Annotated in this window: 12 protein-coding genes; 10 read left to right on the top strand and 2 right to left on the bottom strand. The window is 62.6% G+C overall.

Annotated features, from left to right (window positions below; genetic code table 11):
• The first annotated feature begins 207 nt into the window (after positions 1-207).
• The 5 genes from KHO33_RS00265 (at position 208) to KHO33_RS00245 (ending at position 5,671) form a co-directional block, all read left to right on the top strand.
• Positions 208-972 carry a flagellar brake protein gene (locus KHO33_RS00265; RefSeq protein WP_200562217.1) on the top strand — a complete coding sequence of 255 codons (765 nt, stop codon included), beginning with the start codon at positions 208-210 and terminating at the stop codon, positions 970-972.
• Between the two features lie 470 nt (positions 973-1,442).
• Positions 1,443-2,447 carry a sugar ABC transporter substrate-binding protein gene (locus KHO33_RS00260; protein ID WP_054039031.1) on the top strand — a complete coding sequence of 335 codons (1,005 nt, stop codon included), beginning with the start codon at positions 1,443-1,445 and terminating at the stop codon, positions 2,445-2,447.
• Positions 2,448-2,610: 163 nt separating this feature from the next.
• Positions 2,611-3,597 carry an ABC transporter permease gene (locus KHO33_RS00255; protein WP_054039033.1) on the top strand — a complete coding sequence of 329 codons (987 nt, stop codon included), beginning with the start codon at positions 2,611-2,613 and terminating at the stop codon, positions 3,595-3,597.
• A gap of 19 nt (positions 3,598-3,616) precedes the next feature.
• Positions 3,617-4,414 carry an ATP-binding cassette domain-containing protein gene (locus tag KHO33_RS00250; RefSeq protein ID WP_054039035.1) on the top strand — a complete coding sequence of 266 codons (798 nt, stop codon included), beginning with the start codon at positions 3,617-3,619 and terminating at the stop codon, positions 4,412-4,414.
• Between the two features lie 30 nt (positions 4,415-4,444).
• Positions 4,445-5,671, top strand: a complete 1,227-nt coding sequence (locus KHO33_RS00245) for an ROK family transcriptional regulator (RefSeq protein WP_200562219.1) — start codon at positions 4,445-4,447, stop codon at positions 5,669-5,671.
• 10 nt (positions 5,672-5,681) lie between these two features.
• On the opposite strand, the gene KHO33_RS00240 is transcribed toward KHO33_RS00245, so the two are convergent.
• Together KHO33_RS00240 and KHO33_RS00235 are read right to left on the bottom strand one after the other, a co-directional pair.
• A complete protein-coding gene (locus KHO33_RS00240; protein ID WP_200562221.1) occupies positions 5,682-8,762 on the bottom strand; it encodes a transglycosylase domain-containing protein in 3,081 nt (1,026 codons plus the stop codon).
• A gap of 195 nt (positions 8,763-8,957) precedes the next feature.
• A complete protein-coding gene (locus KHO33_RS00235; protein ID WP_200562223.1) occupies positions 8,958-9,929 on the bottom strand; it encodes a LysR family transcriptional regulator in 972 nt (323 codons plus the stop codon).
• Between the two features lie 172 nt (positions 9,930-10,101).
• Between KHO33_RS00235 and KHO33_RS00230 the strand changes: the two genes are divergently transcribed.
• The 5 genes from KHO33_RS00230 to KHO33_RS00210 all read left to right on the top strand — a co-directional run bounded on the left by KHO33_RS00230 (position 10,102) and on the right by KHO33_RS00210 (position 14,691).
• Positions 10,102-11,034 (top strand): dihydrodipicolinate synthase family protein, encoded by a 933-nt coding sequence (locus KHO33_RS00230; RefSeq protein ID WP_154558523.1) that lies wholly within the window; start codon positions 10,102-10,104, stop codon positions 11,032-11,034.
• 189 nt (positions 11,035-11,223) lie between these two features.
• Positions 11,224-11,793 (top strand): RNA polymerase sigma factor, encoded by a 570-nt coding sequence (locus tag KHO33_RS00225; RefSeq protein WP_200562225.1) that lies wholly within the window; start codon positions 11,224-11,226, stop codon positions 11,791-11,793.
• Entirely contained in the window at positions 11,793-12,575 is a 783-nt protein-coding gene (locus tag KHO33_RS00220) for an anti-sigma factor (RefSeq protein ID WP_200562227.1), read from the top strand. The genes KHO33_RS00225 and KHO33_RS00220 overlap by 1 nt, the downstream gene beginning before the upstream one ends.
• 15 nt (positions 12,576-12,590) lie before the next feature.
• The gene (locus tag KHO33_RS00215) at positions 12,591-13,892 is read left to right on the top strand and encodes an NAD(P)/FAD-dependent oxidoreductase (protein ID WP_200562229.1); all 1,302 of its coding nucleotides are present in this window, start codon (positions 12,591-12,593) and stop codon (positions 13,890-13,892) included.
• A 118-nt stretch (positions 13,893-14,010) separates the two neighbouring features.
• Positions 14,011-14,691, top strand: coding sequence for a TetR family transcriptional regulator (locus tag KHO33_RS00210; protein ID WP_097396063.1), 681 nt, complete (start codon positions 14,011-14,013; stop codon positions 14,689-14,691).

Genomic DNA, 14,691 nt, shown 5'->3' with positions numbered 1-14,691 from the left:
CACGGCCGCCCCACCTCCCGGGCCGCCGTCCGCAAACGCCCGTATCAAGCGGGTCCGCGGCAAAAACAGCGTTTCAATCAGTCCATCCATGCAGTTGGCACGGTCCCTGCAATAAAGCAGGCAAAGGCTGAGCGCCGGCATGACTCACATGCCGCCTGCGCTCCCCCAACCGGCCAGGCCAAGGCCATAACAAGCATGGATACTCAAATGAACGCCGCTCTTCTGCTGGACGCCGATCTCGCCGAACAGACCACCGACGCAGACTCGCGCTTCGCGCAGCGCCATCCCTTGCAAATCGCAGTTTGCCTGCGCAAGCTGATGGCCGGACAGGACTTCGTGACGGTGGAATTCAACGGCCGCCAGATCGTGACGCAAGTACTCGAAGTCGATTCGCGCAACGCCCGCTTTATCTTCGACGCCGGCAGTACGGAGCTGGACAACTACGCGCTGCCGTCAGCGCGCCAGTTGATCTTTCGCAGTTTGCCGGGCGGCATTCGCACGGAGTTCACGACGCTCAACGCAGACCCGATCATGTTCGAAGGACGCCCGGCTTTCGAGGCAGCCTTCCCTACGCTCCTGTACTACGTTCAGCGCCGCGAATTCTTCCGCGTGCAAACGCCCGTGCTGGATCCGTACATCGCTAGCGGGCCGTATGTGGACGGCGGTTCGTTCAGCCTCGAACTGCAGGATCTTTCATTGGGCGGCGTGGCGTTGAAAACTGCCGATGCGCGTTTCGGCTCGCTTGAAAGCGGCACCGTATTGCGCGACGTTACGTTGCAACTGGGCAGCTTCGGCACGCTTCTCCTCGATCTGGAAATCGTCGCGCCACGGCAATCGACTACGCCGAAGGGCGACGTACGCTTCGTGATCGGCTGCAAGTTCGTGACGACGCCGGGGCCGGCTGAACGGATCTTGCAGCGTGTCGTTACGCAACTCGAAACGAAGCGTCAAAGGCTCACGCCGCGGGGGTGAGTTCCTGCGGGCACGCTCGCCACGATTCTCACGGAGTAGATAAAGTCTGCCGTCATCGCCGCTGAGAATCGCTGCTTTTCGGCCACCACTTAACGCCTTCGCGACGACAGTCAAAACCGTCGCAACGCATCAACTAACATTTCAATAAGCTTTCAATCGAGCCAGGACTTTCCCGAAGTCCCGGCGCTCGATCTTGCATCGCACCACTCCCGCAAAGCCACGTCACGTAAGGCTCATAGCCTTGGCGGCAGCTTTGGCGCGTCGCCCCCCTCCCCGCGCGTTTCCTTGACTCCCGTCCCCACGCCTGCTCTACTAAATCAACCAAAGTGATTTAAGCGATCGATTTCGGACGACCACGGAGTCGCATCAGCTTCGAAACCAGATCGCAAACAGGCGGCAAGCGCGCAGCGTTCGCGTGTGCAATCACCCGCAGTTCACAACGTCGTGACTAATAACCGGAGGAGCGTCCCATGAATCTGAATTCCCGCAGGCACCCTGTCGCCAGGAAAATCGTATCGATGTGCGTCGCGGCATCGGCCGTGTGGTGTGCGAGCGCGAGCCAGGCGGCCGACCAGCCTGTCGTCGGCCTCATCACCAAGACGGACACCAACCCGTTCTTTGTGAAGATGAAACAGGGCGCCGAAGCAGCGGCATCGAAAGACGGCGCCAAGCTGCTCACCGCCGCCGGCAAGTTCGACGGCGACAACGCGAGCCAGGTCACCGCCATCGAAAACATGATGACGGCCGGCGCGAAAGCGATTCTGATCACGCCGAGCGACACCAAGGCGATCGTGCCGAGCATCAAGAAAGCGCGCGCTGCGGGCGTGATGGTGGTCGCACTCGACACGCCGACCGATCCGCAAGATGCCACGGACGCCCTCTTCGCCACCGACAACTTCAAAGCCGGCGTGCTGATCGGCAAGTACGCGAAAGCCGCCATGAACGGCAAGCCCGCGAAGATCGCGACGCTTGACCTCGCACCCGGCGTCTCAGTCGGCGTGCTGCGTCATAACGGCTTCCTGGAAGGCTTCGGCGTGAAGGAAGGCGATCCGTCGATCGTCTGCAGCCAGGACACCCGCGGCGATCAGTCGAAGGGCCAGACGGCGATGGAAAACTGCCTGCAAAAATCGCCGGATATCAACGTGGTCTACACGATCAACGAACCGGCTGCAGCGGGTGCGTATCGCGCGCTCAAGGCAGCGGGCAAGGACAAGAGCGTGATGATCGTTTCCATCGACGGCGGCTGTGAAGGCGTACGTAACGTGAAGGCCGGTGCGATTGCCGCGACCTCGCAGCAGTATCCGCTGAAGATGGCCTCGCTCGGCGTGACGGCGGGTGTCGAGTATGCGAAGACCGGCAAGAAGGTCTCCGGCTATCAGGACACCGGCGTGACGCTGATCACCGACAAGCCGATGTCCGGCGTCGACAGCAAAGATACAAAGTACGGCCTCGACAACTGCTGGGGCAACAAGTAACGCGCACTGAACAGCGGCCCACTTCGCTGGGCCGCTCACGGATTGCCAGCCACTGAACCGCCGGCCGCGGGATACCCCGCGGATCGCCCGGTACACCAGATGGCCAGCTTCCGAATTTGCCACGTGGCCTGCCCGCCACGTTCATGCATCGAGGACACCAATCATGTCGACACCTTCCGCGCCCGCCGGCCACCCACGCACCTTCACCGATCGCTTGCCGTCGCTCGCTGAAATCGGACCGCTGATCGCCCTGCTGCTGGCCTGCGGCTTCTTCATTTCGCAGAGCAACCGTTTCCTGTCGTTCCAGAACCTCTCGCTGATCCTGCAGCAGACCATGGTGGTCGCAGTCATCGCCATCGGCCAGACGCTGATCGTGCTGACAGGCGGGATCGATCTCTCGTGCGGGATGGTGATGGCGTTCGGCTCGATCATCATGACCAAATTCGCGGTCACGCTCGGCGTGCCGCCCGTTCTCGCGATTCTGTGCGGCGTCGCCGCGAGCGCGTTGTTCGGCGCGCTCAACGGCGTGCTGATCACGCGCATCAAACTGCCCGCCTTCATCGTCACGCTCGGTACGCTGAACATCGCATTCGCGCTCACGCAGATCTATTCGAACGCGGAGAGCGTCTCGAACCTGCCGGACGCGATCATGTTCCTCGGCAACACCTTCAAACTCGGCCCTGCTGACGTCACCTACGGCACGGTGCTGACGTTGCTGATGTATGGGGCGACGTGGTTCGTCTTGCGCGACACCGTGCCCGGCCGGCATCTGTACGCGCTCGGCAATAATCCCGAAGCCGCACGCCTGATGGGCCTCTCGTCGCAGAAGATCCTGCTCACCGTGTATACGCTGGCCGGTGCGATCTATGGCATCGCCGCGCTGTTATCCGTTTCGCGCACCGGCGTCGGCGATCCGCAGGCGGGGCAAACCGAGAACCTCGACAGTATTACGGCGGTGGTGCTGGGTGGCACGAGTCTGTTCGGCGGACGTGGCTCGATTAGCGGAACGCTGCTTGGCGCGCTGATCGTCGGCGTGTTTCGCAATGGCTTGACGCTAATCGGTGTCTCTTCGGTCTACCAGGTGTTGATCACCGGCATGCTGGTGATTCTCGCGGTTGCCGCGGACAAACTTTCCCATCGTCGCGGTTGAACGCCCAAAGGAACCTGTCATGTCGACACCTACTTCCGCTTCTGCTGTGATGCCCGTTCTGCAGGCGCGCGGACTCGTCAAACGCTACGGCAACGTCACCGCGCTCGACGGCTGCGATTTCGAAGTGCTGCCCGGCGAGATTCTCGCTGTGATCGGCGACAACGGCGCGGGCAAATCGTCGTTGATCAAGGCACTTTCCGGCGCCACCATCCCCGATGAAGGCGAAATCCTGCTCGACGGCAAGCCGGTCAAATTCCGCAGCCCTCTGGACGCGCGCGCTCAAGGCATCGAAACCGTGTACCAGGAACTCGCGGTGGCGCCCGCCATGAGCATCGCCGAAAACCTGTTTCTCGCCCGTGAGCTCGTCAAACCGGGCTGGCGCGGTTCGATCTTCAAGATGATCGACAAGCGCCGCATGCTCGACGAAGCCACCGCGCACATGAAGGATTTGCAGATCGGCATCCGCTCGATGCGCCAGGCGGTCGAAACCTTGTCCGGCGGTCAGCGTCAGGGCGTGGCTGTCGCGCGCAGCGCGGCGTTCGCACGGCATGTGGTGATTCTCGACGAGCCCACCGCCGCACTCGGCGTCAAGGAAGGCAACATGGTGCTCGAATTGATTCGCCGCGTGCGTGATCGCGGCCTGCCGGTGATCCTGATCAGCCACAACATGCCGCACGTGTTCGAAGTCGCGGATCGTATTCATATCCAGCGGCTCGGCAGGCGTGCCGCGGTGGTCAACACCAAAGACATCCACATGTCGGAGGCCGTGGCGATCATGACGGGCGCGAAGCAGGCGGACGTCAAGGCGATTGCATGATGCACGCATCCCGCTGAGGGGCACACGACGATGGACACCACCGGTACACGTTCGCCTCTCAAACGCACGGTCGGCTCGAACCAGGTCGGCATGCGGCAGTTCAACGAACGGATCGTCCTGCAAGCTATCCGTTTGCATGGGCCGCTGCCGAAAGCCGATGTGGGCCGTCTCACGCGTCTGTCGATGCAGACCGTCTCGATGATCGTCGACCGTCTGATCGACGACGGCCTGCTCGAAAAGCAGGCGCGCGTGCGCGGCCGCATCGGTCAACCGTCTGTGCCGATCGCTCTGCGTGCGGATGGCGCGTACACCATCGGCATCAAGGTGGGCAGACGCAGCCTCGACGTGCTGGCGATGGATTTCGCGGGCCACGTGGTGTGCCGCGATGTATTCGACTATGCCTATCCCGATCCGCGCACACTATTCCCAGCGCTCGAAAGCAAACTGGCGCGCGTGAATCAGACGCTCGGCGCGAAGGCGAACAAAGTGGTTGGTGTGGGCGTGGCGGCGCCGTTGTGGCTCGGCGGCTGGCGCGACTTTCTCGGCGCCCCGCAGGACGCGCTGGAAGCGTGGCACGAGATCGACTTGCGCAGTCGCATCGCGACGATGACGGGCTTGCCCGTCGAGTTCGCCAAAGACACTACCGCGGCCTGCGCGGCCGAACTCGTGATGGGTCAGGGCCGCGGGATTCACAATTTTCTGTACCTGTTCGTCGGTACGTTTATCGGCGGCGGCCTGGTGATCGACGGCCGTTTGCATGCCGGACCGCACGACAACGCTGGCGCAGTCGGCTCGATACCGCTGCGAGACGGCAGCGCTCGCAAACCCGCGCGACAACTGCTGCACGCAGCATCGGGTTTCGTTCTGGAACGGCTATTGAGCGATGCAGGCGTGCCGCCCGCCGCCGCGCACGATCATCGCGCGTTGTCGCCTGAACTGTGGCGGCAGACCGAACAATGGCTCGACACCGCGTGTCCAGCGATCGCCAATGCATTGACCAATGCGGCGGCGCTGCTCGACCTGGAAGCGGTGGTGATCGACGGCGAACTCGACCGGCAACTGGTCCGCGAAATCATCCGCCGAACCGAGCGCGTACTCGATCGCTTCGAATGGGAAGGCATGGTGCGTCCGCAACTACTGGAAGGCACCATCGGCGCCGACGCGCGAGCGATGGGCGGCGCAATTCTGCCGCTGTACGCGCATTTCGCGCCGGTGCACGAGCTTTTCCTTAAGCCGGCGACAGACGCCAGCTACTAGGCACAGTTGCTCATTGCGCGGCGACTTTCGCTATCGCAGCCGTTTTGGCCGGCGGATTTTGCAGCAAGGGCTGCAGCACCGGCGCCAGCGACTTCAGCAACTGCACCGAGAGCGCACTCGTGAACTCGTAATGCGCCGCATACGGCTCATGCACCCAGGCAGTCAGCGTGCCGTAGAAGCGGTCTCCCATCACGAACACGAAGGTTGCGCTGCGGTTCACCTTGCGCGACTCGATCAGGCGCGCGCCTTTGGCCCACACATTGAAGCGCTGATCGCCGGTGCCGGTCTTGCCGTAAATTTCGAGTGTCTGGCCATCGGGGAACGTCATGCCCTGCGCGAGACGCTTGGCCGTACCGCCTAGCACGACATCACGCAGCAGTCCCCTGACCACCCCGGCGATCTCCGGCGACAACTGCTGCTGCGGCGCCACTGCCGCGCGCTGGAAATGCGTTTCGTACGGCGTGTTTTTCGCGAAGTCGAGTTGCGTGAGGCTTTCGGTCGGCACCTTGTTGCCGTTGTTGGCAATCACGCCTATCAGTTGCGCGAGCGCTGCCGGCCGGTCGCCGGACGCGCCGATCGCCGCCGCATACGACGGCGTGAGCGTCGCGAACGGATAGCCGAGCGCCTGCCACGATTTACCGATTGCATCGTAGGCGCGCAGTTCGACCATCCGCTTGATGCGGCGATCCTGAGTGGCGTGATAGCGGGTCTTGAAGAGCCATGAATAGGTCGACAGACGCACGTCGCGGCTCGCGCTTTGTATCTGGTCGAGCGTCGCGTCGGGATGGGCGCGCAGATAGTTGAGGGTCCACAGTTCCAGCGGATGCACGCTCGAAATGTAGCCGCGATCGTTCAGATTGAAGCGGTCAATCGCATATTTATCGTACAGGTTCGCCAGGTCCTCGTCGTCCAGGATTGAGGCAGCCGGCGTGTTCTTCAGCGCGGCACGCATCTTCGCGTTGAACCACGCGTTCGATTCGTCCGGCGCGACACTGCGCAACACCGTCGCTACTTTAGGCGGCGATTTTCGCACGCCGAGCAGCAGCAAGGCCAGTTGCTGTTCGGGCGCCTTGCCGTGGTACTTCGTGTAGAAACGATTCATGTACACGCGGCTTTCCTGATCGGCGAAGCGTGTGAGATACATCTTGCGAATCGCCGGATCACCCAGCCATTGCGACGACGGTCCGGTGGTCTGCACCATCTCGTAGTGGACGATATCGCGCATCAGCCGCACGAACACCAGATTCACCGAATGCTGGAACGCGCGGTGCACGGTGAGAATGCGGCTGTTGTCGTCGGATTCGAAGTTGTTGAAGGTCTGCGCGCCGCCGCCCGTGTAAAACGTTTCGCCCGGACTTGCCGAGTATTTGCGTTCCACGGCCGCGTCGAGCATGGCTTGCAGCGAGCGGTTCGAGGTATGCGCCAGATAGTCCAGCGACCAGCGCGTGAGCTGATCGTTCGGATCGTACTTCACGGCTTTCAGCTCCGTTGTGCTCAACGGAGCATAACGCGCATGCAGTTCGGAGACGATCTGCAAATACGTCACCACGGTACGCATTTTCGCGGTCGAACCGAGATTCAGTCGCGCACCGGAATTGATGTCGAATGGCTGGTTCACGCTATCGGTTTGCACGCGCACCAGGTTCGCGCCGTCACGCCGTTCGAACAGCGTGAAGCTATAGGCGATTCTCGATGGATCGTCGGAGGCGCGCAGCATTTCATAGCCGACCAGCCCCGCGGCTTTTGCACCATCGCGCGTCGCGGCCGCAGCAAGACGCTCACTCACGGCCTGCTGCACGGCGTTGTTGAGCGTGCCCGTTGCCTGCATGTCCAGCCGGTCGAGTTCGTAGAAACTCGGAATGCCGAGCGCCGTCAACAGGTGCGAACGCATCGACGTCACGGCCTTGCGCGATACGAACGAGTCGGCGTTGTGCGTTTTTTCCGGTGTGCGGCGCAAATCCACTTGCGCGGACAACGCGGCATCGCGCAGCGGGATCGAAATAACACCACCGCTCGCCAGCAAGCGCAGATAGCTATCCGTCAGACGTTCAAGTTCGGCATAGCCGTGATTCAGGAAATACGACGGCGCACGTTGCGCGATCATCAGCGAGAGCACCTGGCGAAACGCCACGCCCTGCTCCGCAAGATTCTCTTCTGTTGAAAGCGCTTTGAGAATGCGGTTGACGTCGTTGAAATCGCGACTGTACCAGGCGGCCAGACCATCGCCGATGCCATTGATCTCACCAATACCCGGTTGGGCGGCAAGCGGCACCGAGTTGAGATAGTGGACGACGATCTGCTGGCGCGCGGGCATGGTCTGCGGACCATTCAGATAGGCACGTACCGAGGCGGATGCGATTTGCCGCAATTTCTCGGGCGGCGTTGCCGTGCGCCCGCCCGCTGAGTGGCGGAACTTCTCGATCTGCGTAGCGAGCGTGCTGCCGCCGGGCGTCGACTGATGCCGGTTGAACACGCGCGCGCCCTGGTCGACGAGCGCATGGCTAAAGCGTCCCCAGTCGATCGCCGGATTACGGTTCGGCTGATCCGGATCGAGCAGATAGCGGTCTTCGATAAACAGCAGCGAATTGACGATCAGCGGCGGGATCGAATCGAAGCTGTCATAAACGCGCCCCGGATACTGTGCACCAAAGAGCGGCGCGCCGGTACCGTCGAAGAGTTGCAACCCCGCCTGATCTTTTTCGGCGTAAGGAATAAATAGACCGCTATCGGCCAGCGACAGCATTCGCTCGGAATCACGCGACTGCGCGCTGATTTCAAACCCGCGTTCGAGCAAGCGTTTCTGGAACGACGGCAGCAACGCGTAGCCGAGGCGGCTGTCGTAAGGGCCTTTGTCTGTTTGAGGGAAGCGGATGGAATGACTTGGACCGCTCTCGACGGAAAAACCCACGTCGCGCGTGAGTTCGGAGAGATAGCGCGCCTGCAGTCGAGACGTTTCGATCTCGACCTGGACAAAGCGGGCCGCCAGAGCCAGCGCGAGCACGAATCCCGCTGCCAGCCCCCATTTAAGCCACTTCCTGACGGGCGCCGTGCCTGTCGCGCGAAGCGGTAACCGAATCAGTGGCCGATTCATGGCTGCTCTCCCCGAGCGTGCGCCATTCTCTTGATTCTGGCGCACCTTCGATCAAGTGTAGCGCGGAACGCGAGCATGCAATCGGTTCGGATTTACCCGAGAGTGTCGCCGCCGCAACACCTTCTCGTCGCGCATGGCGAAGCACTAATTGCCATGAGATATTGAAGGTCTTTCGCGCGTCAAAAGAAAGCAGATTCAGGCGTTTTTTTGCGCCGACGCCGTTTGCCCTTCCACCTGCCCGATCGTCCGTCCACGCAGTAACTCGATGAATTGCTCAGCCGGCGGCGACAGCACGCCGCCTTTGCGCGTCACAATGCCGAAGGTTTGTGACGGCGACTTCAGTTTGACCGGCACCAAGCGCAGCATTTTCTGCCGCACGAACAAATCCGCGATCGCCGTCGGCAACAACGAAACCAGATCGGCACTGCTCTGCAGTAATGCAACTGTCACGAAAGTGGAGGCAGTCGAGATCGGGTTGTCTGGCATCTCCAGCCCCGCCAGATCCATCTCCCGTTCGAGCAACGCATGCAAGGGCATATGCGACGGATACATGACCCAGCGGTGGCCGGCAAGGTCACGCAGTTTCACTTCTCTCCTCGGCAATGGCGGATGGCCATAACCCACCACCACGGATAACGGCTCGTCCCCAAGCGGACGGTAGTGATATTTCGACGGGTCGGCGGCAACCGCCGCACGGCCGATCACCAGATCGAGCCGGCCTTCGTCGAGTTGCAGCAGCATGCGCGCGCTGGTGTCTTCCATCACTTCAATCGACAGGCCCGGCTGTCCGGCATGCAGATCGTTCAGCGCCGGCACGACACACTCCGGAATCGCACCCATGATCGCGCCGATCGCGAGCCGCCCGCCGCGCCCCGAGCGGATCTCAGCGACGTCCTGGCAGAGCGCGGTAAGGTCCGTCGCCACAAGCCGCGCGTAGCGGATCACGCAGTGGCCGAGCTGGTTCGGAATCATGCCGCTCTTCGAGCGCTCGAAAAGCGGCGCCTCGAGCATCGACTCCAACTCCTGCAACGCCTTGCTGGCGGCCGATTGCGTCATCGACATCGCGCCGGCGGCTTTGTGCAGCGACTTATGATCGTCGAGCGCGATCAGCAATTGCAGCTGCTTCATGCGCAGTCTCGACAGCAGGACGTTCAGGGTGTCTTTCATGAATTGCCGGGTAGCCGCGGGGTGAATCGCAAGGTGAGTCGCAAAAGCGATCACAAGATGGAAACAATTCAATATACCCGCCACGCACCCCGCCGTATAGTCAGCGACGGAGACATTCAAACACCCACGCCTCATCAGGTCGTCATCTCACCTCGGCACAACGCACATCACCATGACCCACACCCACAACCCTGCTCCCATGCGCGGCGTGTTCCCCGTCGCACCGACCATCTTCGACGAGGCCGGCGGTCTCGACCTGGAAGGCCAGAAACGCTGCATCGATTTCATGATCGACGCGGGCTCCAACGGCCTGTGCATTCTGGCGAACTTCTCCGAACAGTTCGCGCTGTCCGACGACGAGCGCAACACACTGATGCATGTGGTACTCGAACACGTTGCCGGCCGCGTGCCGGTGATCGTCACGACCACGCATTTCAGCTCGTACCAGTGCGCTGAACGCAGCCGAAGCGCGCAGGCTGCCGGCGCCGCGATGGTGATGATCATGCCGCCGTATCACGGCGCGACGATCCGCATCGGCGAGCGCGGCATCTATGAGTTCTATCGCACCGTGTCCGATGCAATCGGGATTCCGATCATGATCCAGGACGCGCCGGTCAGCGGCACGGCGTTATCCGCGCCGTTTCTCGCCCGCATGGCGCGTGAACTGCAGAACGTGTCGTACTTCAAGATCGAAGTGCCGCAAGCGGCGAACAAGCTGCGCGAGCTGATCGAACTGGGTGGCGACGCCGTGGTAGGTCCATGGGATGGCGAAGAAGCGATCACGCTAATGGCCGATCTCGATGCGGGCGCAACCGGTTCGATGACCGGCGGCGGCTACGCGGACGGCATCCGCCTCATCGTCGACGCCTATGCGGCGGGCGACACTGAAGCGGCGGCCGCCCACTATCAGGAATGGCTGCCGCTCATCAACTATGAAAACCGCCAGGGCGGCCTCGCATCGTGCAAGGCCTTGATGAAAGAAGGCGGCGTGATTCGATCGGACGCAGTGCGCCATCCGCTGCCGCCGATGCATCCGGCCACACGCGCAGGCTTGCTGAAAGTCGCACGGCGACTCGATCCGCTGGTATTGCGCTGGGGCGTCTAAGCTCGACCTGGAGCAGTCCAAAGCAAAACAACGAGCGCCCACGCGCAACCCTTGGACGCAAACCCCGGGTCCTGCATCGATATACGCGGCCATAAGCCTGGCGGATGCAGCACATCCGGGGAAAAACCACATATAAGGTCGGAAGGAAATTGAGTAACATAGGCCCGCAAGCTCACCACTCCACTTTCCATGACCGCCGATCCTCGAGAACTGACGCCGGAAACCCTCGCCGAGTTGCTCGAACGCATTGCCAAAGAGGATGCTTCGGCACTGCGCGAGCTATATGATCTCGCCGCCCCGAAACTGTTTGGTCTTGCGCTCCGTATATTGAGCAAGCACGAGTGGGCCGAAGAAGTATTGCAGGACAGCTTCGTCAACATCTGGCGCTTTGCAGGCGACTACCGGCGGGCGCTCTCCGCCCCCATGACGTGGATGTCGGCAATCGTCCGGAACCGTGCTCTCGATCACCTGCGGCGGGTCAACAAGCAGGAAACAGAATGGAGCGATGCGTTGGACGATCTTGTGGCAACCGGCGATCCGGATCCCGAAGCACTGACCGCGGTCAGCCTGCAGGCACGTCTGCTGGCCGGGTGCATGCAGCAGCTGGAACCGGCGCAGCGTCAGGCGGTGGCTCTCGCCTACCTGCGTGACCAGAGCCATAGCGAGATCGCTGAAGCGCTGATGGTGCCGCTCGGCACCATCAAATCCTGGATCCGGCGCGGCCTTGCCAAGTTGAAGACCTGCCTGGGAGGCGAGTGATGAATCTCCATCGCTACCCTCAACTGGTCGATATGCTGGCCGCCGAGTATGTGCTCGGCACGCTGCGTGGCGGCGCCCGGCGACGCTTCCAACGCTACGCGGATCACGATGTGGTGATTCGTCAGGCCGTCGAAGAATGGCAGCGGCGGATTTCTCCGCTGGCCGAACTCGCGGAGCCGCGTATGCCGCCGGCCGCCATCTGGGATGCCATCGAGCGGCGGCTCGGTCTGACCTCGGCACGCGAGGCGGCACGACCGCGCACCGTGGTCGAAAAACCCGCGCGTCCGTCCGGCAGCATTTTCGAGAATCTCGCGTTCTGGCGCGGCTGGGCAATCGGCGTGACAGGGTTCGCCGTAATCGCCGCGGTGGTTGCCGTGCGCTCGCTGTTGCCGTCCGGCGTAATACCGTCCACGACGCCGACCGTCGCGCAACAGCCAGAGGCGGCCGTCTCGCATGTCGCGGTGCTGAATGACAAGGACGCGCATCCGGTCATGCTGGTCGCGTGGGATGAAGCCCGCTCCACCATGACACTGCATCCGCTCGGCAAGGTCGACTTGCCGGCCGGCCGGGCGATGGAACTGTGGGGCATCCCGGCCAAAGGCCATCCAGTGTCGCTCGGCATGCTGCCGGACAGCGCCAACGGCAAGGTCACGGCCGGTCAGCAGAAGCCGGAGAGCTACGCGGCGCTGGCGGTCTCGATCGAAGCGCCGGGCGGCTCGCCCGATCACAATGCACCTACGGGTCCGGTGGTGTTCAGCGGCAAGCTGCTGCCGGTGTCCTGATCTACCCTTAGCCCTATGCAAAGCTTTTACGAAGCCACTGTCACCCGCGCTGCCGCGCACTCGTCCGCTTACGCGCCGCTAACCGGCCGGCGCAGCGTTAACGTCTGCATCATGGGCGGCGGCCTCGCGGGGTTGTCCACGGCATTAGGACTCGCCGAGCGGGGCGTCACCGACGTCGCCGTGCTCGAAGCCGAGCAGGTGGGCTTCGGCGCGTCCGGCCGCAACGGCGGCTTCGTGTTCGGCGGCTACAGCCTCGATTGCGCGGATCTGCTCAAAACCCTCGGGCCGGCCCGCGCGCGCGAACTCTATGCACTGACAACCGACGCCGTCGATCTGATGAGGCAACGTATCCAGTGCTACCGCATCGATTGCGACGTAACTGATGCCGGTGTGATCCTCGCCAACTGGTTCGACGAACCGGCAAGGCTCGACACGCAGCGGCGCCTGATGCGGGATTCGTTCGGCGTCGAGTGGGAACCCGTAGCGCCCGCGGAGCTCGCTTCACAATTGAAGACGAGCCGTTATCACGGCGGCCTGTTCGAGCGCAACGCGTTCCACTTTCATCCGCTGAAATATGTGCTCGGTATCGCGGGCGCTGCGGCTAATGCGGGCGTGCAGATTCACGAGAAGTCGCCTGTTGTGCGCTTTGAGCGCGACGGCGCCGGCTTCGTGGTGCATACGCCGCAGGGCGCGCTCGAAGCACGCCACGTGGTGATGGCCGGCGGCGGCTATGCGCGCAACGTCTATGCACAGGTCGAACGCGCGGTGCTGCCGATCGCCACCTACGTGATGGCCACCGAACCCCTCGGCGCCCGCCTGAAAGACGCGATGGACACCCGCGCCGCCGTCTACGACACCCGCTTCGCCTTCGACTACTACCGTCCGCTGCCCGACACACGCATCCTGTGGGGCGGCCGCATCTCGGTACGCGACCGTGCTCCCGACGACATCGCGCGACTCTTGCGGCGTGATCTGTTGAAGGTCTATCCGCAGTTGCACGACGTGCGTATCGAGCACGCCTGGGGCGGCCTGATGAGCTACGCGCGGCACAAGATGCCGCAAATCGGCCGCAGCACGGACGGCGTCTGGTACGCGGTCGGCTTTGGCGGCCACGGCATGGCGCCCACCACCGTCTCGGGCGAATTGCTGGCGGCGGCCATCTCCGGCGAGCGGCCGGTGCCCGAGGCATTTGCGGCTTTCGGCCTGACCCGCACCTACGGCGCGCTCGGTCTCGCGGCCGCGCAACTCACCTACACCGCCATGCAAACGCGCGACGCGCTCGCCGCCCGGCGCACTTCGGCTCGGCCGGCACCGTGACGCTAAGCAGTAAGCGACCCGACTGCTGGCTCAATACGCCGCCGCTTATGCCCGAGACCCGCTCCGGAGGCTGGTTTCAGCGTGCTAGAATGCGCCGTCATCGCCGCTCGAATACACAATGAAAAAGGGAAGCAAGGCCGCCGAGCCTGATACCAACGGCATCGCGTCCGACACCCGACGCAAGTACGACCCCGAACAGACGAAGCGCAACATCCTCGACGTCGCGACGCAGGAGTTCTCCGCGATGGGATTGACCGGCGCACGCGTCGACGCGATCGCGGAGCGCACGAACACCACCAAGCGCATGCTGTACTACTACTTCGGCAGCAAGGAAGGGTTGTACCAGGCCGTGCTGGAAAAAGTGTATGGCGACATTCGCGCGCTCGAACAGGATCTGCACGTCAGCGAACTCGATCCGATCGAGGGCATGCGCGCGCTGGTCGAGTTTACATTCGACTATCACGACCGCCAGCGCGACTTCGTCCGCCTCGTGACGATCGAGAACATTCACGGCGCGAAGTACGTCGAGCAGGTGAAGAGCTTCAAAGGCCGCAACGTCACCGTCATTCATACGATCGAAGATCTGCTCTCGCGCGGCATCGCAGCGGGACTGTTCCGCAGCGACGTCGATGCAATCGACCTGCATCTGATGATCAGCTCGCTGTGCTTTCACCGTGTCGGCAATCGCCATACCTTCGGTACGGCGTTCGGCCGCGATCCGTCGCACCCACGCCTGCGCGCGCGTCATCGCGCGATGATCGTCGACGCCGTGCTGCGTTTCGTGCGCAAGGAAGACTGA

Origin of the sequence: Paraburkholderia nemoris, assembly GCF_905221015.1 — a bacterium.
Classification (GTDB): Bacteria; Pseudomonadota; Gammaproteobacteria; order Burkholderiales; family Burkholderiaceae; genus Paraburkholderia; species Paraburkholderia nemoris.
This window is presented reverse-complemented; position numbering and strand designations above follow the sequence as displayed.

Bases quoted from the DNA above. Each gene is read 5' to 3' on its own strand.
- KHO33_RS00265 (WP_200562217.1), top strand. From the start codon at position 208: ATGAACGCCGCTCTTCTGCTGGACGCCGATCTCGCCGAACAGACCACC.
- KHO33_RS00210 (WP_097396063.1), top strand. From the start codon at position 14,011: ATGAAAAAGGGAAGCAAGGCCGCCGAGCCTGATACCAACGGCATCGCG.
- KHO33_RS00255 (WP_054039033.1), top strand. From the start codon at position 2,611: ATGTCGACACCTTCCGCGCCCGCCGGCCACCCACGCACCTTCACCGAT.
- KHO33_RS00235 (WP_200562223.1), bottom strand. From the start codon at position 9,929: ATGAAAGACACCCTGAACGTCCTGCTGTCGAGACTGCGCATGAAGCAG.
- KHO33_RS00260 (WP_054039031.1), top strand. From the start codon at position 1,443: ATGAATCTGAATTCCCGCAGGCACCCTGTCGCCAGGAAAATCGTATCG.
- KHO33_RS00230 (WP_154558523.1), top strand. From the start codon at position 10,102: ATGACCCACACCCACAACCCTGCTCCCATGCGCGGCGTGTTCCCCGTC.
- KHO33_RS00220 (WP_200562227.1), top strand. From the start codon at position 11,793: ATGAATCTCCATCGCTACCCTCAACTGGTCGATATGCTGGCCGCCGAG.
- KHO33_RS00250 (WP_054039035.1), top strand. From the start codon at position 3,617: ATGTCGACACCTACTTCCGCTTCTGCTGTGATGCCCGTTCTGCAGGCG.
- KHO33_RS00215 (WP_200562229.1), top strand. From the start codon at position 12,591: ATGCAAAGCTTTTACGAAGCCACTGTCACCCGCGCTGCCGCGCACTCG.
- KHO33_RS00240 (WP_200562221.1), bottom strand. From the start codon at position 8,762: ATGAATCGGCCACTGATTCGGTTACCGCTTCGCGCGACAGGCACGGCG.
- KHO33_RS00225 (WP_200562225.1), top strand. From the start codon at position 11,224: ATGACCGCCGATCCTCGAGAACTGACGCCGGAAACCCTCGCCGAGTTG.
- KHO33_RS00245 (WP_200562219.1), top strand. From the start codon at position 4,445: ATGGACACCACCGGTACACGTTCGCCTCTCAAACGCACGGTCGGCTCG.